The following is a 20725-nucleotide window of genomic DNA, read 5'->3' as shown; positions in this document are numbered from 1 at the left end:
GCCTGCGGGCCGGCACCGACAGGACGCGCCCGCGCACGACCGGTGGTGGACGGGCGCACCTCCTGTGGACGGCGGAGGGCGGATCGTCGGTGCTCAGCCCTCGGCGGCCCGCCTGGCCCGCGCCCGCCGCTTGCCCTCGTGCATCGCGGCCACCCGCGCGACCGGGATCGTGTGCCCCTGGGCGACCAGGTCGGCGGGCAGCTCCTGCGGGTCCGGCAGCAGCGCCGTCCACGGGTCGCCGTCCCCCAGCCGCCCGGGTGCCGTGGCCACGGTGACGTCGCCGGGCCGCAGCCCGGGCAGGTCCGCCCACGCGACCGGCGCCGACACCGGCAGTCCGGGGCGGATGCGGGGGCTGTAGGCGGCGACGATCGTCGAGGAGCCCGAGCGGGTGGAGTCGAGGAACACCCGGCCGTGCCGGTCCTCGCGGATGTAGGCCGTCGTGGCCAGGTCGGGGTCGAGCGCGGCCGCGCGGGCGGCCAGCGCCCGGGTGGCGGCCGCGGCGTCCTCGGGGCCGACGCCGCGCACCGGGACGACGACGTGCACGCCCTTGGACCCGCTGGTCTTCACCGCACCGGCCAGCCCGGCGTCGGCCAGCGCCCGCCGCACCAGCTCCGCGGCCCGCACGACGACGTCGAAGTCCGCGCCCTCGGGCGGGTCGAGGTCGAGCACGATGCCGGTCGGCGCGGTCTCCGCACCCGCGCGGAAGAACGGGACGTGGAACTCCACGGCCCGCTGGTTGGCCAGCCACAGCAGCGTGCGGCGGTCGTCGCAGAGCACCTGGTGCACCTCGCGGTGCGCACCGGAGGACCACACGGGCACGGTCCGCACCCAGTCCGGCGCGCCCTTGGCGACGTTGCGCTGCATGAACGGCTCCTGGCCCGGCCGCACCCGCTTGACCGACAGCGGCCGGCCCGCCAGCTGCGGCACCAGGCGGTCCGCGAACGCGTCGAGGTGGTCGACCAGGTCGCCCTTGGTCACCCCGAGACCGTCGCCCAGCGGCGCGTCGAGGCTGGTCAGCCGGACGCCGTCCCGTTCGTCGTCGACCACCGGCCCACCGTGCCGCCTCCCCGCGGGCGCGGCAAGGGCGGCGCCGCGGGCCTCAGATCTGGTAGGTGGCGCCCGGGCGGACCAGCTCGGCCGCCGGGAACACCGCCCGCGCCCCGGCCAGCTGGGCGGCCGGGTCGACCCAGGCCGGCACGTGGGTGACCAGCAGCCGCCGCACCCGGGCGGCCGCGGCGGCCTCGCCCGCCTGGCGGCCGGTGAGGTGCAGGTCCGGCGGCAGGTCGTCGCGCTCGGGGTGGGCGGCCTCGGCCAGCAGCACGTCGGCGCCCCACGCCAGGTCGACGACGGCCTGGCTGGGCCCGGTGTCACCCGTGTAGACCAGCGAGCTGCCGTGCGCCGTCAGCCGGATGGCGTGGCACTCGACCGGGTGCGCGGTGCGGGCGGTCTGCACCTGGAAGGGCCCCAGCACCGCCGAGACCGGGGTGACGGCGAAGTCGAAGACGTCGGTGAGCGGGGCGCCGTCGGCGTCGTAGGCGCGGGCCAGCCGCCGGTCGGCACCGGCCGGGGCGATCAGCGGCAACCGGCGGCCCGACGCGCGGCCGGAGTAGCGGTGCCAGACCACCAGCGGGGCGACGTCGAGGCAGTGGTCGGCGTGCAGGTGGGAGAGGTAGACCGCGTCGACGGTGTCGGGGTCGGCCAGCGCCTGCAGCGGCCCGAACGCCCCGTTGCCCAGGTCCAGCAGCACGCGGAAGCCGTCGTGCTCGACCAGGTAGCAGGAGGCGGCGGACGTCGGCCCCGGCCCGCTGCCCGAGCACCCGACGACGGTCAGCCTCACGCCGCGCACCCCTGCCGGCCGTCCCCGCGCTCGCTCCCCATGGCGGGCGCCAGGCTAGCGGCCGGGCTCAGGTGGGCTGCAGCACAGCCGCCGCGGGCACCAGCAGGAGCCCGTCGGCCCAGCGCAGTCCGGTGAGGTCCCGGACGACGACGTCGGCACCGCACCCGAGGGCCCGCTCGCCGATCCCGAGGACCCGGGCCCCGGCCGCCCGCCCCGAGGCGACCCCGGCGGGGCTGTCCTCGAGCACCACGGTGTCCTCCGGCCGCAGGCCGAGGGCCCGCGCGCCGAGGCGGTAGCACTCGGGGTCCGGCTTGCCCGCGCGCACGTCGGGACCGGTCACCATCGTCTCCGGCAGCGGGAGGCCGGCGGCGGTCAGCCGGGCGGTCGCCAGGGCCGGGGTGCCGGAGGTGACCACGGCCCACACCGCGGCCGGGAGGGAGGCCAGCAGGTCGGCGGCGCCGGCGACGGCGGGCACGGTCTGCGCGTCCTCGAGCTCGTAGCGGTCGATGAGCGCGGTCGCTGCGACCCGCCGCTCCCCGGGCACGAGGTCGGCGACCGTGTCGGCCGACCGCCGCCCGTGCACCACGGCCATGACCCCGGCAGGGTCGAGGTCCTGCTCGAGCGCCCAGCGTGACCAGGACGTCGTCACCGCGGCGTCGGAGTCGACGAGCACGCCGTCGTTGTCGAACAGCAGCCCGCGCGCCGGGAGGATGAGGTCACGGGGACGGCCCTGCTGCAGGGGCCCGCCGCGAGCCTGCGAGCGGTGGGGAGCAGCAGGGTCCTCCCTCACGCCCAGAGCTGGCCCTCGAGGGCCGCGGTGGCCTCGTCGAGCGTGCCGGCGTAGGCGCCGGTGGACAGGTACTTCCAGCCGCCGTCGCAGACGATGAACACGATGTCGGCCCGGCGCCCCGCCGCGACCTCCCTGTCGGCGATGCCGAGCGCCGCGTGCAGGATCGCGCCGGTCGAGATGCCGGCGAAGATGCCCTCGCGCTCGACCAGCTGCCGGGTGCGGTGGATGGCGTCCTCGGGGCCCACGGAGAAGCGCGAGTCCAGCAGCGAGGCGTCGTAGAGCTCGGGGATGAAGCCCTCGTCGATGTTGCGCAGGCCGTAGACCAGCTCGCCGTAGCGCGGCTCGGCGGCGATCACCTGGACGTCGGGCTTGTGCTCGCGGAAGTAGCGCGAGCAGCCCATGAGCGTGCCGGTGGTGCCCAGGCCCGCGACGAAGTGGGTGATCGAGGGCAGGTCGGCGAGGATCTCCGGGCCGGTGCCGGTGTAGTGCGCCTCGGCGTTGGCCGGGTTGCCGTACTGGTAGAGCATCACCCAGTCGTCGTGCTCAGCGGCGAGCTCCTTGGCCATCGCCACGGCCTGGTTCGAGCCCCCGGCCGCCGGCGAGCTGATGATCTGCGCGCCGTACATCTGCAGGAGCTGGCGGCGCTCGACGGAGGTGTTCTCCGGCATGACGCAGATCAGCCGGTAGCCCCGCTGCCGGGCGACCATCGCCAGTGAGATGCCGGTGTTGCCGCTGGTCGGCTCCAGGATGGTGTCCCCGGGTGAGAGCGTCCCCTCCTTCTCCGCCGCCTCGATCATCGAGATGGCGGCACGGTCCTTGATGGACCCGGTGGGGTTGTGGTCCTCGAGCTTGGCCCACAGCCGCACGTCGGGGGTCGGCGACAGCGAGGGCAGCCCGACCAGCGGCGTGCCGCCGAGGGAGTCGACGAGGGAGGCGAAGCGGGCCATGGGTGCTCTTCCGGGAGTGCGAGGGAGGGGACGGCGGGACGGCGTCAGCAGCCGCCGGCGACCGCCGGGAGGATGGTGACGGAGTCGCCGTCCTTGACCTGGGTGTCGAGCGCGCCGGTGAACCGCACGTCCTCGTCGTTGACGTAGACGTTGACGAAGCGGTGCAGCTTGCCCTCCTCGGTCACCAGCCGGCCCTTGAGGCCCGGGTGCTTGGCGTCGAGGTCGTCGACGAGCGCGGCCAGGGTGTCCCCGCTGCCCTCGACGGTCTTGTTGCCGCCGGTGTGGGTGCGCAGGATGGTCGGGATCCGGACCTCGATGGCCATGGTGTGCGGTTCTCCTCGGGTGGGGTCGGGACGTGCGGGGACGCCGTCGGTGCGGCGCTTCTCGGTGCGGGCAACGCCCGCCGGCCGCCGGGGATTCCGCGCCCCGCGGCCGGCCCCGTCCAGGGCCCTGCCCCGAGCGTGCGAGGGGTGGGGAGGACGGGGTCCTTGCTCAGTCGTAGACGACGGTGGTCGGCGAGTGGCCGAACAGGTAGGACTCGACGACCTCGACGTCCTCCTCGGACACCTGGCCGTCGACGATCCGGAAGCTGCGGAACTCGACGTCGTCGCCCTCGAGCCCGGTCCGCTCGCCGTGGTGGCGCGTGGAGACGAGCACGTAGTGCGCGTTCGGCTCGGACGCGTAGCTGACGTCGGTCCGCGAGGGGTACGCCTCGGTGGCGGTGTGCGAGTGGTAGACGACCACCGCCTCCTCGTCCCGGTCGTCCATGTCCCGGTACAGCCGCAGCAGGTCCGCCGAGTCGAACTCGTAGAACGTGGGTGACCGCGCGGCGTTGAGCATCGGGATGAACCGCTCGGGCCGGTCGCTGCCCTCGGGGCCGGCGACGACGCCACAGGCCTCGTCCGGGTGGTCCTCCCGGGCGTGGGCCACGATGGCGTCGTAGGTCGCGCGGTCGATGCGCAGCACGACGTCCAGTCTAGGCGGCGGCCCGGACCCCGGTCCCGGGCGGTGGCCCGGCCGGGGCCCGCCGTCCACCGATACGGTGCGGACCCGTGGTGCTCGAGCTGGTCATGGTCGTGGGCGTGACGCTGCTCGCCCTGCCCGCGCTGTGGCTCGGCGCCGGCGGACTGACCCGGCGGGCCGGGCACTACAGCAGCGACGTCACCGCCGACCGCGTCTCACTCGTGCTGCTGGTGACCTCGCGCGCGCTCACCTGGCTGCTCCTGCTGATGCTGTCGGTGGTCGTGCTCGTCTGCGCCGTCGGGGCGTGGGTCCGCGACCTGGAGATGCCCAGCCTGGTGTCGGTGTTCTTCGTCCTCGACCTGCTGCTCGCGGTGCTGGTCCTGCTCACCTTCGGCCGGCGCGACCGGCGGCGACCGCGTCGACGAGCGACCCCTGCAGCGCGGTGAGCCAGTAGTAGACGGCCAGCTGCTGGCCCTCCTCGCCGGTGGGGTCCTCGGGCGGCTCGGTCTCCTCGGTGACGCCGATCCGCTCGCCCAGGGCCAGCCGCAGGTCGTTGGTGGTGCGCAGCCAGGCCCCGGCCTGGTCGGGGTCCAGGCGCACCTCGCCACCCCCGGCGGGCAGGGAGGCCCGGACGGCGGCCAGGTCGTCGGTCTTGCCCGCGCGCAGCGCCGACTCGGTCAGGTCGCGGTAGTCGGCGGCGATCTCCGGGTCGGTGCGGTGCCCGGCCGGCAGCAGCCGCGCCATGACCGGGTCGCCGTCGACGTCGTCGGCGTCGGCGGTGAGCAGCTGCTCGAGCTGGTCGAGGAGCAGCCCGAGGACGCCGGCCTCGGCCGGTTCGAGGCGGGCGACGACGTCGTCCCGCTTGCGGCGGAAGGGCCTCATGCGTCCTGCTGGTAGGTGGCCCACAGGCCGTAGGCGTGCAGCCGGCTGGTGTCGTGCTCCATCCGCTCCCGCGGGCCGGAGCTGACCACGGCCCTCCCCTCCTCGTGCACCTGCAGCATCAGCGTGGTCGCCGTCGGCTCGTCGTAGCCGAACAGCTCCCGCAGCACGTGGGTCACGTAGGTCATCAGGTTCACCGGGTCGTTCCAGACGATCGTGACCCAGGGCCGGTCGAGGTCGGCGGTCTCCTCGACCGTGGTCTCGGGCGTCCGTGTCGGCGCGAGCGGTCCGGCCATCCGACCACCATAGGACGACGCCTCCCCGGGCTCACCGGGTCCGCCCGCCGCGGCCGACCTAGGCTCCGGTCCCATGCCGACGGGTCCCGCCCTCCTCACCGACCGGTACGAGCTGACCATGGTCGCCGCCGCCCTCGCCGACGGCACCGCCGACCGCGACTGCGTCTTCGAGGTGTTCGCGCGGCGCCTGCCGCACGGCCGCCGCTACGGCGTGGTCGCCGGCACCGGGCGGCTGCTCGAGGCGCTGCCGCACTTCCGGTTCGGCGACGACGAGCTGGCCGCGCTGCGCGACCAGGGCCTCGACGACGCCCGGCTGCTCGACTGGCTGGCCGACTTCCGCTTCGGCGGGGACGTGTGCGGCTACGCCGAGGGGGAGCTGTTCTTCCCCGGCTCCCCCGTGCTCACCGTGCGGGCGCCCTTCGCCGAGGGCGTGCTGCTGGAGACGCTGGTGCTCTCGGTGCTCAACCACGACAGCGCGATCGCCTCGGCCGCCGCGCGCATGGTGGCCGCGGCCTGCGAGCGGCCGTGCATCGAGATGGGCTCGCGCCGCACCCACGAGCAGGCCGCCGTCGCCGCCGCGCGGGCCGCGCACCTGGTCGGCTTCGTGTCCACCTCCAACCTGGAGGCCGGGCGGCGCTACGGCGTGCCGACGACGGGCACCAGCGCGCACGCCTTCACGCTGCTGCACGACGACGAGAAGGCCGCCTTCGCCGCGCAGGTCGACGCCCTCGGGGTGGGCACCACGCTGCTGGTCGACACCTACGACGTCGTCCAGGGGATCCGCAACGCCGTCGAGGTGGCCGGCCCGCAGCTCGGCGCGATCCGGCTGGACTCCGGCGACCTCCCGACGCTGGCCACCGCGGCCCGCCGGCAGCTCGACGAGCTCGGCGCCACCTCGACGCGGGTCATCGTGACCAGCGACCTCGACGAGTTCGCCATCTCCGGGCTGATGGCCGCCCCGGTCGACGGCTACGGCGTCGGCACCTCGCTGGTGACCGGCTCGGGCGCCCCGACGGCCGGCATGGTCTACAAGCTCGTCGAGCGCGACGGGGTGCCGGTGGCCAAGCGGTCGGAGGGCAAGAACTCCGTCGGCGGCCGCAAGACCGCCCTGCGCCGGCACGACTCCGACGGCACGGCGACCGCGGAGGTGGTGAGCAGCGGACCGGTGGAGCCGCGGGAGGGCGACCGCCCGCTGGTCCTCGACCTGGTGCGCGCCGGGGAGGTCGTGGCCCCGGCGTCGCCGCCCGAGGCGCTGGCCGCGGCGGCCGCCCACCACCGCCGCGTGCGGGAGGCACTGCCGGCCGAGGCATGGGCGCTCTCCCGCGGGGAACCGGTGCTGGAGACGGTGACGGCCTGAGCCCGGACGGAGGAGCCGCGATGACCCGCGCGCTGGTGGTGGTCGACGTGCAGAACGACTTCTGCGAGGGCGGCAGCCTGGCGGTGGCCGGCGGGGCGGCCGTGGCCGGGGCGATCAGCGAGCACGTGCGGTCGGCCGGGTACGCGCACGTCGTCGCCACCCGGGACCACCACGTCGACCCCGGCGGCCACTTCGCCGAGCGGCCGGACTTCCTGGAGACCTGGCCGGCGCACTGCGTCGTCGGCACCGGCGGCGAGGAGCTGCACCCGGCGCTGGACCGCGACCCGATCGAGGCGGTGTTCGACAAGGGCGAGTACGCGGCGGCCTACTCCGGCTTCGAGGGGCAGGCCGGCGGGACGCCGCTGGCCGACTGGCTGCGCGGGCAGGGCGTGGACGCCGTCGACGTCGTCGGCATCGCCACCGACCACTGCGTGCGGGCCACCGCCCTCGACGCCGTCGCCGCGGGGTTCGCCACGCGGGTGCTGCTGCACCTCACCGCGGGCGTCTCCGAGGCCTCGACCGAGGCCGCGCTCGACCAACTGCGCACCGCCGGGGTGGAGCTGGAGGGCTCGGTCCACCGGACCTGAGGTGAGCCGCCCCGCGAAGGACGACGGACCGAGCGCGGGGCCGGAGGCTCCCGCTCGGGACGCCGTGGCAGGGCTCCGTGCACCAGGGGCACGGCGCGTGATCGCGGTGGAGGCCGGTAGGCCGACCGGTCACATCGCGTCGAGGACCTCGTCCCTCGTGAAGCCGAGGACCTGCAGGACGGCGTCCAGGTAGGGCTGGTTCAGCGCGGTGTGCGCCTGCTCGCGCACCACCGGCTTGGCGTTGAAGGCGATGCCCAGACCCGCGGCGTTGAGCATGTCGAGGTCGTTGGCGCCGTCCCCGACGGCCACCGTCTGGTCCAGCGGGATGCCGTGCTCGGCGGCGAAGCGGGCCAGGGCCCGGGCCTTGCCGGCGCGGTCGACGATCTCGCCGACCAGCCCGCCGGTGAGCTCCCCGCCGGCCACCTCGAGGGTGTTGGCCGCGGCGAAGTCCAGGCCCAGGGAGGCGGCCAGCGGGTCGGTGATCTGGGTGAAGCCGCCGCTGACGATGCCGCAGCGGAAGCCCAGTCGCTGCAGGGTCCGGATGAGCGTGCGGGCGCCGGGGGTGAGCTCGAGGTGCTCGCGGACCTCGTCGAGCACCTCCACCGGCAGTCCGGCCAGCGCGCCCACGCGGGCGCGCAGCGACTCGGCGAAGTCCAGCTCGCCGTTCATCGCCGCGGCGGTGATGCGGGCGACCTCGGCGGCGCGACCGGCGCGGGCGGCGAGCTCGTCGATGACCTCGCCGCGGACCAGCGTGGAGTCGACGTCGAGCACGATGAGCCGCTTGCTGCGCCGGGTCAGGCCCACCTGCTCGACGGCGATGTCGGCGCCGGTGCTCGCGGCGACGGCGCCGAGCGCAGTGCGCAGTGCGGTGGCCTCGGCGCCGGAGACGGTGAGCTCGAAGCTGGTGACCGGGTAGTCCGAGAGCCGGCGGATGGCGTCGATGTTGCCGCCCACGCCGGCGATCGCGGTGGCCGCACCGGCGACCGCGCCGGGCGGCACCGGCCGGCCGAGCAGGGTCACGTGGTGCGGGCGCCCCGCGCGGGCGGTGTCGGGACCGCCGCCGGACGCCGACTCGACCTCCACCCGGACGCCGGTGGCCGCGCCGACCCCGGCAGCGAGGCGGCCGAGCCCCTCGAGGAAGGCGGCCTCCTCGGCTGCTGCGCCGACCGGCCCCTCGACCGGCGCGCTGCCCAGGACCACGCCGAGGACCAGCTGCCCGTGCACGACGACCTGCTCGACGTCGAGCACCTCGACCGGCGGGACCCCGTCGGCACCCTCGGCGAGCGCGGCGAACAGCCGGGCGGTGACCCCGGGCCGGTCCGCCCCGGTGACCGTCAGCAGCGCGCGAGGGCCGGGTGCGGCGGTCGCCGGCGGGGTGCGGGGTGCGGGGTCGAGCGACACGGCGCCATCGTGCCGCACCGCCCGGTACCGGCCGCCGGGCGGTGCAGGGCGTCCGGTCGGCCCCGGACACCGCGACGCCCCGCCGGCCGGAGCCGACGGGGCGTCGCAGGTGACGTCCTGGAACCGGCCCCTCGCAGGCTCCCGGCCCGAGCGGAGCGAGGGTCGGGGTGCGAGGGGGTCCTTCGTTTTAGAACGGGTCGGGGTCGTTGGGACCCTGACGGGGACCGGAGTCGCCGGCCAGCTCGCTGACACCGGCGTAGGGCTCGTGCCGCTTGCCGACGTGCGCCTCGCGCTGGAGCCGCTCGATGAGGTGCGGGTAGTGCGCCTCGAAGGCGGGGCGCTCCGACCGGATCCGCGGGATCTCGGTGAAGTTGTGCCGCGGCGGCGGGGACGACGTCGCCCACTCCAGCGAGTTCCCGTGGCCCCACGGGTCGTCGCGCAGCGCGAGCCGGCCGTACTTCCACGACTTGGCCACGTTGTAGAGGAACGGGATGGTCGAGGCGCCGAGGACGAACGACCCGATCGTGGAGATCACGTGCAGCGTCGTGAAGTTGTCGGTGGGCAGGTAGTCGACGTAGCGGCGCGGCATGCCCTGGGTGCCCAGCCAGTGCTGGACCAGGAACGTCGCGTGGAAGCCGAGGAACGTCAGCCAGAAGTGCAGCTTGCCCAGCCGCTCGTCCATCATCCGGCCGGCCATCTTCGGGAACCAGAAGTAGATGCCGGCGTAGGCGGCGAACACGACGGTGCCGAAGACGACGTAGTGGAAGTGGGCGACGACGAAGTAGCTGTCGTTGACGTGCCAGTCCAGCGGCGGGCTGCCGAGCAGGACGCCGGTGAGGCCGCCCAGGAGGAAGGTCACCAGGAAGCCGATCGCGAAGAGCATCGGCGTCTCGAAGGTGAGCTGGCCGCGCCACATGGTGCCGATCCAGTTGAAGAACTTGATGCCGGTCGGCACGGCGATCAGGTAGGTCATGAACGAGAAGAACGGCAGCAGGATGGCGCCGGTCGCGAACATGTGGTGCGCCCACACCGCGAGGGACAGACCCGCGATGAGCAGGGTGGCGGCGACCATGCCCTTGTAGCCGAACAGCGGCTTGCGCGAGAACACCGGGATGACCTCGGTGATGATGCCGAAGAACGGCAGCGCGATGATGTAGACCTCGGGGTGACCGAAGAACCAGAACAGGTGCTGCCACAGCATCGGGCCGCCGTTCTCGTCGGAGAAGACGAGGGCGCCGAGGTTGCGGTCGGCCAGCATCGCGAGCAGCGCCGCGGTGAGGATCGGGAACGCGAAGAGCACCAGCAGGCTGGTGACCAGGGTGTTCCAGGTGAAGATCGGCATCCGGAACATGGTCATGCCCGGCGCCCGCAGGCAGGCGACCGTGGTGATGAAGTTGACCGCGCCGAGGATCGTGCCCAGACCGCTGACGGCGAGCCCCGCGAACCACAGGTTGGCGCCCATGCCGGGGCTGTGCACCACGTTGGACAGCGGCGCGTAGGCGTACCAGCCGAAGTCGGCCGCGCCGCCCGGCGTGAAGAACCCGCCGATCAGCATGAGGCTGCCGAAGAGGAACAGCCAGTAGGAGAAGGCGTTCAGCCGCGGGAACGCCACGTCGGGCGCACCGATCTGCAGCGGCATGATCAGGTTCGAGAACGCGAAGAACAGCGGCGTCGCGAACATCAGCAGCATGACCGTGCCGTGCATCGTGACCAGCTGGTTGTACTGCTCGGGCGACAGGAACTGCAGGCCCGGCTGGCCCAGCTCACCGCGGATCAGCATGGCCATGAAACCGGCCACGATGAACCACATGAAAGAGGTGGCCATGTACATCAGGCCGATGGTCTTGTGGTCCGTGGTCCGCAGCAGGTTCGAGAGCCGCGCACCCCGCTGGACCTCGCGAGCCGGGCTCGGCCGGCTCACGATCGGTGCAGGCGCGATCGTCACGCACGCAGCTTAGACCGTGGTGGGGACGCCCGTCCGTGCCGATCGGCCAGGCGCGCCGGGGGCCCGGGGTCCCGGCCGTGTGCCCCGGTCGGGTGATCGTGCGGCGTGGAGATCATCCGGGGTTTCCGCCCTGCTCAGACGGGGAACGATCCCGTCCGACCCCGGAGATCCCGGGGCTCGGCCCTGACCGGTCGTCCCCCTCAGGAGGTCCACTGTGGAGCTTCTCTGGAACATCATCGTGCTGATCGTGGTCGGCGCGATCGCCGGCTTCATCGCGCGCGCCGTCGTCCCCGGCAAGCAGTCCATGAGCGTCGGCATGACCATCGTGCTCGGCATCATCGGCTCCTTCGTCGGGAACCTGCTCGGCAGCCTCATCAGCGGCCGCGGCTTCGAACTCGGCACCGCCGGGATCATCGGCTCGATCATCGGCGCGATCGTCGTGCTGCTCGTCTACGTCTTCTCCACGCGGGGACGCGCACGCGGCACCCGCGTCTGACGCACACCGGGCCCTCCCGACGCCTCGGGGGACGACGGGAGCCCGGCAGCAGGTCCAGGAGGGGCCCGGCCGATCGGCCGGGCCCCTCCTGCGTCCCCGGGGTCAGGCCGTCCAGGTGGTGACGTCGACGGCGAGCGTCACCCGCACCCGCTCCGGGAGCCCGACCACGGCCGCGGCGAGCCGCTCCCGGGACAGGTGCCGGGCGTGCGGACCCATGCCGACGACGGTCGTCACCGTCGGGTGGTCCAGCTCGAGCACCTCCCGGTGCGCCACCCCCCCGGTGGGGGCCAGGTGCGGCTCCAGCGACGCCGACAGCCGTGCTGCCTTGTCCGGGTCGACGCGCAGCAGTCCCAGCGGGCCGACCAGCTCGGCGAGGTGGTCGGGCGCGGGGGTGGCCACCACCAGCCGACCCCCGGGGCGCAGCACCCGCGCGGTCTCCGGGCCGTTGCGCGGGGCGAAGACCACCGTGACCCGGTCGACGGCGGCGTCACCGACCGGCAGCCGCGCCCACGTGTCGGCCACGACCGCGAGGACCCGTGGCGAGACCCCGGCCGCCCGGCGCGCCGCGTAGCGCGAGGAGTCGAGCACCACGCCGACGGCCGACGGCAGCCGGTCGAGGACACCGGCGAGGTGGTGGCCGGTGCCGCCGCCGAGGTCGAGGACGGCGTCGACGGGACCGTCACCCGCGGCGACGGCGTCGGCCAGCACCCGGGTCAGCCCCGCGAAGGTGCCCGCCGCGAGGACCTCGGCCCGGTCGGCCACCATCGCGGCGGTGTCGCCCGACGGCGGCGTGTGGCCCGGCGGCAGGAGCGTCACGTGCCCCTGTCGGGCGCGGTCGAAGGCGTGCCCGGCCGGGCAGCGCAGGCCGGCGTCGCCCGGCAGCGCCGTCAGCCGCTGCCCGCAGACCGGGCAGGCCAGCAGCGCCACCGCCCGGGGCGGCCAGGGCCGCCGGCTCACCGGGTCGCCGCCGCCACCGGCTGCGCGGGCGGGGGCGGCGCCTCGGCCGCCCGGCCGGGGACGACCCCGACGGCCAGCAGTGCCGCGACGGCGCCGAGGGCGAACGCCGCCGGGTAGCCGGGGCCGCCGTCGGCCAGGAGCGCGGCCACCGGCACGGTCAGGGCGGCGGCCAGGTTCTGCACCGTGTTGTGGGCGCCCAGCGCCCGCCCGGCCCAGGCGCTGCCGGCCTGCTCGGCCACCGAGGTGAAGGCCACGCCGTTCGGGCTGACCGTGGCGACCGCGGCCAGCACCACCGCGGCGGCCGCGACGGCGGGGCCGAGCACGTCCGGCGTCAGGACGGCGACGAGCGCCAGCAGCCCGACGACGGCGCCCACCGTGCCCGCCACCCGCCGCAGCGGGCCCAGCCGGCTGCCCACCCGGTCGGACCACGCGCCCGCGCCCAACCGCGCGGCCACGCCGCCGACCTGGGTGACCGCCAGGAGCGTCCCGGCGGCCGCGGCGGTCCAGCCCGCCTCGCGGACCAGCCAGTCGAAGGCCAGCCCGGCGACGGCGAACTGCGGTACCACCAGCAGCGTGCTGGCCGCGTGCACCCGCCACAGCACGGGGCTGCGGTAGGGCGAGGCCGGCCGCGGCGCGCCCTCGGCCCGCGGCGGGCGGGCCGGGTCGCGGACCAGCAGCGCCACCAGGACGGCCGCGACCGCGCACCCGGTCGCGAGGAACGCGAAGGCGCCGCCGGTACCGCCGGTGGCCAGGCGCGGGAGGAGCAGCGCGGCCAGGCCCACGCCGATCGGCTGACCGGCCTGCCGGATGCCCATGGCCAGCCCGCGCTGCGCGGGCGGGAACCAGCCCAGCACCAGCCGGCCGCTGGCCGCGTGGACCGACGCGCTGCCGGCGCCGGCGAGCAGCAGCCACAGACCGGTGGTCAGCGCGGCATCGGCCAGCGCGGCGCCGGCCAGCGCCCCCGCGGCCAGGGCCAGGCCGCAGGAGAGCACGAGCCGCTCGCCGTACCGGTCGGCCAGCGCCCCCCAGGCCAGCAGGGTGAGCACCAGGCCCGCCGTCGGCGCGCTGACCAGCAGGCCGGCCTGCGGCAGCGTGAGTCCGTCGGCGCGCAGTGCCACGGTGAGGAAGGGCAGACCGTTCTGCGCCGCGCAGGCGGCGACCAGCCCGACGAGGCCGACACCGAGGTGGCGCCAGCGGGCGCGCGGGGGTGCCGTCGGGGCGCTCACCGGACGACCGGGTGGAAGGTCACCTCGGACAGGACGCCGTCGGCGGCGACGGCGGTCACGAAGGTGCCGTGCGGCTGGCGTCGGCGGTCGGTCGGCGAGCCGGGGTTGAGCAGCCGCAGCCCGGTCCCGGTCGTCGTGTCCCACGGGATGTGGCTGTGGCCGAAGAAGAGGACGTCGGTGTCGGGGAACCGGGCGGCGCACCGCCGCTCGCGGCCCTGGGCGTCGCCGGTCTCGTGGACGACGGCCATCCGCAGCCCCTCGACCTCGGCCCGTGCCACCTCCGGCAGCCGCTCGCGCAGCGGGCCGTGGTCGTTGTTGCCGTGGACGGCGAGCAGCCGGCGGGACCGCTGCTCGAGGGCGTCGAGCAGCGCGACGTCGACCCAGTCACCGGCGTGCACCACGAGGTCGGCGGCGTCGACCGCAGCCCACAGCGCGGGAGGGAGGTCACGCGCCCGCTTCGGCAGGTGCGTGTCGGCCATCACCACCAGCGAGACGGGCACGGGGCCATGGTCGCAGGGGGTCACCTCCGCAGGTGCGGCCGAGGCACCCGGCCACTCCCCCGCACGCTCGCCGCCGGCGTCCTGACGTCAGGGCCGTGGAGGAGGACCTGCCCGCCGGGTCGGGTCCCCCGGGGCCGGAGGGCTCAGCGCGGGCCGGGGACGGTCCCCGGTCGCGGCGCCGGCCGGGAGGTCGGCGACGTCGCGGCGGCCATCGCGCGCAGGCGGGCGTTGTAGGCCTCGAGCTCCGCGTCGTCGGTGCGCTCGGCGACCCGGGCCTGCTGGCGGCCGCGGCGCTCCTCCGAGCCCATCCAGGAGAACAGCACCATGGCGAGGACCAGCACCGTCGGCAGCTCACCGAAGGACCAGGCGATGCTGCCCGCGGTGGCCTGGTCGGCCAGCGGGTCGACGCCCCAGCCGGCCGGCGGGTCGGCGAAGCTCTGCACGACCAGCGACGACGACATCATGATCGCCACGCCGAAGAAGGCGTGGAACGGCATCGGGATGAGCAGCTCGAGCATCCGGCTGCCGTGGCCCGCCTGCCGCGGCCACGGGTCCTGGGCGAGGATCGGCCCGAAGAACAGCAGCCCGGTCACGGTGAAGTGGGCGAGCATGAACTGGTGCCCGACGAGGTCGGCCATGAGGGCGTCGAAGACGGGCGTGAAGTAGACGCCGTAGAGGCTGACCAGGAACAGCGGCACGGTGAACAGCGGGTGCGCGACGAACCGCGCGATCCGGCTGTGCAGCGCGTCGAGCAGCAGCGCCCGGGGGACGCCGGCCACTCCCCTGCCCCGCGGCAGCGTGCGCAGCGCCAGCGTCACCGGCCGGCCGAGCAGGACCAGCAGCGGCGTGACCATCGAGAGCACCATGTGCTGGGCCATGTGCAGGCCGAACAGCACCATGCTGTAGCCGTTCAGCCAGGTCCCGGTGACGGCGACCAGCGAGAGGCAGCCGGCCGCGAACGACGCCGTCCGCCACCAGGGCCAGGCCACGCCCGAGCGGCGCAGCCGCACCACGCCGACCAGGTAGACCACCAGGCCGACGAGGGCGAGCACCGGGAGCACCGACCAGGCGTCCAGGTGGGGCAGGAACAGCCGCCCCCAGGTGGGTGGCTCGCCGGGCACCCACATGCCCGAGTGGTGCCCCTGCTCCACCTGTACCTCCGCTCCCGTCGGTGTTCGCCCCCCACTGTCCCACCTGGCGACGTACTGGAACGGCCCCTCCGCAGGGGCCCACCCCGAGCGGAGCGAGGGGTGGGGGGCGGAGTCCTTCTTCAGTCGTGGACGGGGGCCTCGTGGCCGGCGTGCGCCTCGGCCTCGATCTGGAAGGTGCAGTGGGCGACGTCGAAGTGGGCGCCCAGGCAGCTGCCGAGCGCGTCGAGCACCCGGCCGCCGTGCCCGGCGGCCAGCGCCTCGTCGGTGACGACGACGTGCGCGGAGAGCACCGGCAGGCCGGAGGTGATCGTCCAGGCGTGCAGGTCGTGCACGCCGACCACGCCCTCGACGCTGAGCACGTGCGCGCGCACCTCGTCGAGGTCGACGTCGCGGGGCGCGGCCTCCAGCAGGACGTCGAGCGACTCGCGCAGCAGCGACCACGCCCGCGGCAGCACCAGGCAGCCCACCAGCAGCGCGCCGATCGTGTCCGCCGGCGTCCACCCCGTGACGGCGACGACGCCGCCGGCCGCCAGCACCGCGACCGAGCCGAGCGCGTCGCCGAGGAGCTCGAGGTGCGCGCCGCGGACGGCGAGCGAGTCGCGGCGGCCGCGGTGCAGCAGCGCCAGCCCGGCCAGGTTGGCGGCCAGGCCCGCCGCGGCGACGGCGAGCACCACCCCGGCGTCGATCTCGGGTGGGTCGCCGACCCGGCGGACCGCCTCGACCACCACGACCACCGCCACCCCGGCCAGCAGCAGCCCGTTGGCGACCGCGGCGAGGATCTCCACCCGCTGCCAGCCGAACGTCCGCCGCCCGCGGGCCGGGCGCTGGGCGAGGGTGACCGCGCCGAGGGCGAGCCCCACGCCGAGCGCGTCGGTGGCCATGTGCCCGGCGTCGGCGAGCAGCGCCAGCGAGCCCGACACCAGCGACCCGACCACCTCGGCGACCAGGACGGCCATCGTCAGCGCCAGGACGACGGCCAGCCGCCCGCGGGACGCCCCCGCGGCGGTGCCGTGCCCGTGGTCGTGCCCGGCTCCCATCGGCCCACCTCCCCGAGCAGTGTCCCCCGGACGGCGGCGCCCCCTGCCCGGACCTGCCGGGAGGGGGCGCTGCGTCTGGTGACGTACCGGAGCGGCCGCGCTGCAGGGGCCCGCCCCGAGCCTGCGAGGGGTGGGCGGTCCCTTGCGCGGCCCCGCTGCAGGGGCCCGCCCCGAGCCTGCGAGGGGTGGGGGGCAGCGGGGTCCTTTCTCTAGATGGAGACGCCGCGGTCGCGCAGCCACGGGACGGGGTCGACCTTCTCGCCGCCGAGCCCGCCGAGGACCACCTCGAAGTGCAGGTGCGGTCCGGTGGACTGGCCCCGGTTGCCGAGCAGCGCGATCGTGTCGCCGGCCCGGACCAGCTGGCCGGGCTGCACGAGGATCTCCTCCATGTGCCCGTAGACGGTGACGTCGCCGTTGTCGTGCTGGATGTACACGACGTTGCCGTAGCCGCTGGCCGGGCCGGCCTCCAGGACGACGCCGTCGGCGGCGGCGTACTCCGGGGTGAGCATGGGGGCGGCCAGGTCGATGCCGGCGTGCACGCTGCCCCACCGCGCGCCGAAGCCGCTGGTGAGCCGCGCCCCGTCCACCGGCAGCACGGTCCTCGGCCGCGCCGCCTCCGCGGCGGCGGCCGCGGCGGCCTCCGCCGCGACCCGGTCGGCCTCCGCCTGCGCCTCCGCGGCGGCGGCCTCCTCGGCCTCGCGGGCGTTGCGGCTGGCGGTGACCTCGCCGAGCAGCACCGCGGCGTCGGACCGGATCGTCGCGGCGCGCGCGTCGGCCGACGGGTCGCCGCCGGCGATGCCGAGCTCCTCGGCCACGCTCACCGAGTGGCTGACCGGCTCGGGACCGTCGGCCTGCGCGACGCCGTCCCCCGCCGTGGAGGCGCCCAGGCCCATGGCCCCGACGAGGGCCGCGGCGAGGTAGCAGGCCGCCCGGCGGCGCGGCACCCGGAGCTGCAGCCGCCGGCCCGGGCGCTGCCGGTCGTCCCCGGCGGGCGCGGCGTGGGGATCGGTGCCGACGGCGGGCGGCTCGGCGGCGGACGGCGCGGTGGCCGCGGGGGCGACGGCGGCCAGCGCCTGGGCGTCGGCTGCCTCGACGAGTCCGGTGACGTCGGTGACCGGTTCGGCCGCGCGGATCCCGTCGGCGACGTCCACGGGACGGGCGGTGTCCGCGTCGTCGACGGCGGTGGGCAGCTCGAGGACGGCGTGCACCTCGAGCGCCGGGGTCGGGCGCGGGTGCGGTGTCGGCCGCGGTCGCGGGCCGGGACGGCGGGCGGGGCGTGCAGCGGTGGTCTCCCCGGACGACGACGTCTCCCCCTGACGTCGCTCCGGGGCCTTCCGCTGGGCCGCCTCCCGGGCCGTGGGACGCCGCCGGGAGGGCGACGTCTTCGTGGCCTGCCGGGGGGGCCGGCCCGCGGGAGTGCGGGGGTCCCCTCCGTCGTGGCGGCGGTCGGGGTCGAGCTCGGACATGCACCTGACTTCCGTCGGGGACAGGGATCTCGTGCGGTGCCCGGGGGAGCGGGCCGGGGCCCATGTAAACACGTCGTGATGGTTTCGTGATCTGAGCGGAGGGGTAGTGCGGCCCAGATGTGTGGTATCCGCCACAGGACTACACGGACGTCGTTCCACGGCACGTCAAAGCCTGACTACACAGCGTTACTGACGCGCCGCACCACTCCGCGACCAGGCGCGACGAGGCTCACGTGGGGCAGGAGCCCGTGGCGGACCCCCTTGACACGGAGCTGAGGAGAAGACTCGTGCGCGCAGTCACCTGGCACGGACGTGCCGACGTACAGGTCGACACCGTCCCCGACCCGACGCTGCAGGAGGACACCGACGTCATCGTCGAGATCACCTCGAGCGGGATCTGCGGGTCGGACCTGCACCTGATCGAGGTCATGGCGCCGTTCATGACCAAGGGCGACGTCATGGGCCACGAGCCGATGGGTGTGGTGCGCGAGGTCGGCTCCGCGGTGACCGCCGTCAGGCCCGGTGACCGGGTGGTCGTCCCGTTCAACATCTCCTGCGGCACCTGCTGGATGTGCTCGCAGGGCCTGCAGTCGCAGTGCGAGACCACCCAGAACCGCGAGCAGGGCTTCGGCGCCTCGCTGTTCGGCTACACCAAGCTCTACGGCCAGGTGCCCGGTGGCCAGGCGGAGTACCTGCGCGTGCCTTTCGGCAACACGCTGCCGATCAAGGTCCCCGACGACCTGCCCGACGACCGGTTCGTGTACCTCTCCGACGTGCTGCCCACCTCGTGGCAGGCGGTGCAGTACGCGGCGACGCCGCCCGGCGGCACGCTGCTGGTGCTGGGCCTGGGCCCGATCGGTGACATGTGCACCCGCATCGCCTCGCACTTGGGCCTGCGCGTGGTCGCCTCTGACGTCGTCCCCGAGCGGCTGGCCCGGGCCACCGCCCGCGGCACCGAGGTCATCGCCTCCACCGACCAGGACGACGTGGTCGGCGAGCTCTGCGAGAAGACCGACGGCCGGGGCGCGGACGCGGTCATCGACGCCGTCGGCATGGAGGCACACGGCTCCCCCGGCGCACAGCTCGCCCAGAAGGCGACGGCGATCCTCCCCGACGCCCTCATGGCGCAGGTGATGAAGGTGGCCGGCATCGACCGTCTCGCCGCCTTCAACACCGCCATCGAGGCCGTCCGGCGCGGCGGGACCGTGTCGCTCTCGGGCGTCTACGGCGGCGCCACGGACCCCGTGCCGCTCATGCGCATGTTCGACAAGCAGATCCAGCTGCGCATGGGCCAGGCCAACGTGTGGCGCTGGGTGCCCGACATCCTGCCGCTGCTGGTCGAAGGCGACCCGCTCGGCGTCGACGACTTCGCCACCCACCGGGTCCCCCTGGAGCAGGCGCCGCGGGCCTACGCCGACTTCCGCGAGAAGAAGGACGGTGCGGTCAAGGTGCTCCTGCAGCCCTGACCCGCGCGGCCGGGCCCCGGCGTCCCCTGCGGGCGCCGGGGCCCGGCTGTGAGCAGACACACGTCACGCCGGGGGCATGACCGACACGTCCCGTGACGATGCACGGGGAGGCACCCTGCGTGCCCCGGCCGGACGACGACGTCCGCAGCACCCGACCACCGTCGTCCCCTGGAGTCCCCCCGTGCCCCGTGCACTGCTCGCCCTGGCCATCGGCGCCTTCGGCCTCGGCACCACCGAGTTCGTGGTGATGGGCATGCTGCCCGAGATCGCCGAGGGCCTCGGCGTCTCCGTGTCGGCGGTCGGGCTGCTGATCTCCGCCTACGCCATCGGCGTCGTGCTCGGCGCCCCCACGCTCACCGCGCTCGGCGTCCGGTTCTCGCCGCGGCAGACGCTCGTGGCGCTCATGGTCGTGTTCACCGTCGGCAACGCGCTGTCGGCGCTGGCACCGACCTACGAGACCCTCGCCGCCGCCCGCGTGCTCACCGCGCTCGCGCACGGCTCCTTCTTCGGCGTCGGCGCGGTCGCCGCCCGCCGGCTGGTCACCCCCGAGCGGGCCACCCGCGCGATCTCGCTGATGATCGCCGGCCTGACGCTGGCCAACGTGGTCGGCGTCCCGCTGGGCACCTTCGTCGCGCAGCAGACCAGCTGGCGGCTGGTGCTCGGCGGGATCGCCCTCATCGGCCTGGCCACCATCGCCGGCCTGCTCGCGTGGCTGCCGGCCGGCGCGGGCGAGCGCGGCGACCTGCGCTCGGAGGTCGCGGCCTTCCGGCGCGGCCAGGTGTGGCTGGTGCTCGGCCTGACGATGGTCGGCTTCGCCGCGCTGTTCGCCGTCTACAGCTACGTCAGCCCGATCCTCACCGAGCTCGGCGGGATCCCCGAGGGCTGGGTGACGCCGGTGCTGGCGCTCTTCGGCGTCGGGACGACCGTGGGCACCCTGGCCGGCGGGCGGCTCGGCGACCGGTACGGCTTCTCCTTCGTGGCGGTCGGCCTGCTGGGCACCGCCGCGCTGCTGGTCACCTTCGCCTTCACCGCCCGCACGCCCGCGGCCGCCGTCGTCCTGCTGGTGCTCTTCGGCACGCTGGCCTTCTCCCTGGGCCCGGTCGTGCAGAACGGCGTCATCGAGGCGGCGCGCGTGCCGGGGGGCAGCCTGGTCTCGGCGGCCAACCAGGCCGCGTTCAACGTGGCCAACGCGGTGGGCGCCGCCCTCGGGGCGGCCGTCATCTCCGCGGGCCTGGGCTACACCGCGCCGATGTGGGTGGGTGCCGCGCTGGCGCTGGCCGGGGCCGGGCTGGCCGTGGTGGCCCGCCGCGCCGACCGCCGCGAGACCGCGCGGGTCGAGGCCGACGTCCGGCAGTGGGAGGAGGCCGTCGGCGAGCCGCTGGGCCGCGCCGCCTGAGCGCGCGTGGAGCGGCGGGCGCGGGTAG

22 protein-coding genes are annotated in these 20725 nt (G+C 75.3%); 6 read left to right on the top strand and 16 right to left on the bottom strand.

The genetic code is table 11. The features are described from left to right. Positions 1-93: 93 nt before the first annotated feature. The 6 genes from BMZ33_RS15005 to BMZ33_RS14980 form a co-directional block, all read right to left on the bottom strand. Positions 94-1047 carry a DNA polymerase domain-containing protein gene (locus tag BMZ33_RS15005; protein ID WP_091112070.1) on the bottom strand — a complete coding sequence of 318 codons (954 nt, stop codon included), beginning with the start codon at positions 1045-1047 and terminating at the stop codon, positions 94-96. Positions 1048-1099: 52 nt separating this feature from the next. Beyond that, positions 1100-1837 (bottom strand): MBL fold metallo-hydrolase, encoded by a 738-nt coding sequence (locus BMZ33_RS15000; RefSeq protein ID WP_091112695.1) that lies wholly within the window; start codon positions 1835-1837, stop codon positions 1100-1102. Between the two features lie 67 nt (positions 1838-1904). Then, on the bottom strand, positions 1905-2627 hold the full coding sequence (locus BMZ33_RS14995) for an HAD-IA family hydrolase (protein ID WP_169064370.1): 723 nt from the start codon (positions 2625-2627) through the stop codon (positions 1905-1907). Beyond that, a complete protein-coding gene (locus tag BMZ33_RS14990) occupies positions 2624-3574 on the bottom strand; it encodes a PLP-dependent cysteine synthase family protein (RefSeq protein ID WP_091112067.1) in 951 nt (316 codons plus the stop codon). The genes BMZ33_RS14995 and BMZ33_RS14990 overlap by 4 nt, the downstream gene beginning before the upstream one ends. Before the next feature lie 44 nt (positions 3575-3618). Next, the gene (locus tag BMZ33_RS14985; RefSeq protein ID WP_089406223.1) at positions 3619-3897 is read right to left on the bottom strand and encodes a MoaD/ThiS family protein; all 279 of its coding nucleotides are present in this window, start codon (positions 3895-3897) and stop codon (positions 3619-3621) included. Positions 3898-4066: 169 nt separating this feature from the next. Further along, positions 4067-4540 carry a M67 family metallopeptidase gene (locus BMZ33_RS14980; protein ID WP_091112065.1) on the bottom strand — a complete coding sequence of 158 codons (474 nt, stop codon included), beginning with the start codon at positions 4538-4540 and terminating at the stop codon, positions 4067-4069. Between the two features lie 86 nt (positions 4541-4626). Here BMZ33_RS14980 and BMZ33_RS14975 point away from each other — a divergent pair, with 86 nt between their 5' ends. Further along, a complete protein-coding gene (locus tag BMZ33_RS14975; protein ID WP_091112062.1) occupies positions 4627-4983 on the top strand; it encodes a hypothetical protein in 357 nt (118 codons plus the stop codon). On the opposite strand, the gene BMZ33_RS14970 is transcribed toward BMZ33_RS14975, so the two are convergent. Further along, the gene (locus BMZ33_RS14970; RefSeq protein ID WP_091112059.1) at positions 4922-5419 is read right to left on the bottom strand and encodes a DUF2017 family protein; all 498 of its coding nucleotides are present in this window, start codon (positions 5417-5419) and stop codon (positions 4922-4924) included. The genes BMZ33_RS14975 and BMZ33_RS14970 overlap by 62 nt on opposite strands. Then, positions 5416-5712, bottom strand: a complete 297-nt coding sequence (gene clpS, locus BMZ33_RS14965) for an ATP-dependent Clp protease adapter ClpS (protein WP_091112057.1) — start codon at positions 5710-5712, stop codon at positions 5416-5418. The genes BMZ33_RS14970 and clpS overlap by 4 nt, the downstream gene beginning before the upstream one ends. Positions 5713-5785: 73 nt before the next feature. Between clpS and BMZ33_RS14960 the strand changes: the two genes are divergently transcribed. Next, a complete protein-coding gene (locus BMZ33_RS14960) occupies positions 5786-7069 on the top strand; it encodes a nicotinate phosphoribosyltransferase (RefSeq protein WP_091112056.1) in 1284 nt (427 codons plus the stop codon). Positions 7070-7089: 20 nt separating this feature from the next. Continuing rightward, positions 7090-7656 (top strand): isochorismatase family protein, encoded by a 567-nt coding sequence (locus tag BMZ33_RS14955; RefSeq protein ID WP_091112054.1) that lies wholly within the window; start codon positions 7090-7092, stop codon positions 7654-7656. A gap of 129 nt (positions 7657-7785) precedes the next feature. Here BMZ33_RS14955 and serB read toward each other — a convergent pair whose 3' ends face one another. Together serB and ctaD are read right to left on the bottom strand one after the other, a co-directional pair. Beyond that, on the bottom strand, positions 7786-9057 hold the full coding sequence (serB, locus tag BMZ33_RS14950; protein ID WP_091112050.1) for a phosphoserine phosphatase SerB: 1272 nt from the start codon (positions 9055-9057) through the stop codon (positions 7786-7788). A 187-nt stretch (positions 9058-9244) separates the two neighbouring features. Further along, on the bottom strand, positions 9245-11002 hold the full coding sequence (ctaD, locus tag BMZ33_RS14945; protein WP_091112048.1) for an aa3-type cytochrome oxidase subunit I: 1758 nt from the start codon (positions 11000-11002) through the stop codon (positions 9245-9247). Between the two features lie 214 nt (positions 11003-11216). Here ctaD and BMZ33_RS14940 point away from each other — a divergent pair, with 214 nt between their 5' ends. Next, positions 11217-11498 (top strand): GlsB/YeaQ/YmgE family stress response membrane protein, encoded by a 282-nt coding sequence (locus tag BMZ33_RS14940; RefSeq protein ID WP_136697306.1) that lies wholly within the window; start codon positions 11217-11219, stop codon positions 11496-11498. Between the two features lie 102 nt (positions 11499-11600). Here the strand turns inward: BMZ33_RS14940 and BMZ33_RS14935 are convergent, their stop codons facing one another. The 6 genes from BMZ33_RS14935 to BMZ33_RS14910 all read right to left on the bottom strand — a co-directional run bounded on the left by BMZ33_RS14935 (position 11601) and on the right by BMZ33_RS14910 (position 17577). After that, the gene (locus tag BMZ33_RS14935) at positions 11601-12455 is read right to left on the bottom strand and encodes a putative RNA methyltransferase (RefSeq protein ID WP_091112046.1); all 855 of its coding nucleotides are present in this window, start codon (positions 12453-12455) and stop codon (positions 11601-11603) included. After that, positions 12452-13681, bottom strand: a complete 1230-nt coding sequence (locus BMZ33_RS14930; protein WP_091112043.1) for an MFS transporter — start codon at positions 13679-13681, stop codon at positions 12452-12454. Before BMZ33_RS14930 ends, BMZ33_RS14935 begins: the two co-directional genes overlap by 4 nt. Beyond that, positions 13678-14181, bottom strand: coding sequence for a metallophosphoesterase family protein (locus tag BMZ33_RS14925; protein WP_169064369.1), 504 nt, complete (start codon positions 14179-14181; stop codon positions 13678-13680). The genes BMZ33_RS14930 and BMZ33_RS14925 overlap by 4 nt, the downstream gene beginning before the upstream one ends. 143 nt (positions 14182-14324) lie before the next feature. Then, the gene (locus BMZ33_RS14920; protein ID WP_091112041.1) at positions 14325-15332 is read right to left on the bottom strand and encodes a cytochrome c oxidase assembly protein; all 1008 of its coding nucleotides are present in this window, start codon (positions 15330-15332) and stop codon (positions 14325-14327) included. Between the two features lie 119 nt (positions 15333-15451). After that, positions 15452-16369: a cation diffusion facilitator family transporter gene (locus tag BMZ33_RS14915; protein ID WP_091112039.1), complete on the bottom strand. Its 918-nt coding sequence runs from the start codon at positions 16367-16369 to the stop codon at positions 15452-15454. A 209-nt stretch (positions 16370-16578) separates the two neighbouring features. Next, on the bottom strand, positions 16579-17577 hold the full coding sequence (locus tag BMZ33_RS14910) for a M23 family metallopeptidase (RefSeq protein ID WP_169064368.1): 999 nt from the start codon (positions 17575-17577) through the stop codon (positions 16579-16581). Between the two features lie 545 nt (positions 17578-18122). Here BMZ33_RS14910 and BMZ33_RS14905 point away from each other — a divergent pair. Both BMZ33_RS14905 and BMZ33_RS14900 read left to right on the top strand, forming a co-directional pair. Continuing rightward, a complete protein-coding gene (locus tag BMZ33_RS14905) occupies positions 18123-19301 on the top strand; it encodes an alcohol dehydrogenase catalytic domain-containing protein (RefSeq protein WP_091112036.1) in 1179 nt (392 codons plus the stop codon). A gap of 181 nt (positions 19302-19482) precedes the next feature. Further along, on the top strand, positions 19483-20697 hold the full coding sequence (locus BMZ33_RS14900; RefSeq protein WP_091112033.1) for an MFS transporter: 1215 nt from the start codon (positions 19483-19485) through the stop codon (positions 20695-20697). The last annotated feature ends 28 nt before the right edge of the window (positions 20698-20725 follow it).

The sequence above is a fragment of the Geodermatophilus dictyosporus genome, assembly GCF_900115505.1.
GTDB classification, from domain to species: domain Bacteria; phylum Actinomycetota; class Actinomycetes; order Mycobacteriales; family Geodermatophilaceae; genus Geodermatophilus; species Geodermatophilus dictyosporus.
The sequence above is the reverse complement of the archived record's forward strand: the minus strand, read 5'-3'. Positions and strand labels throughout refer to the sequence as shown.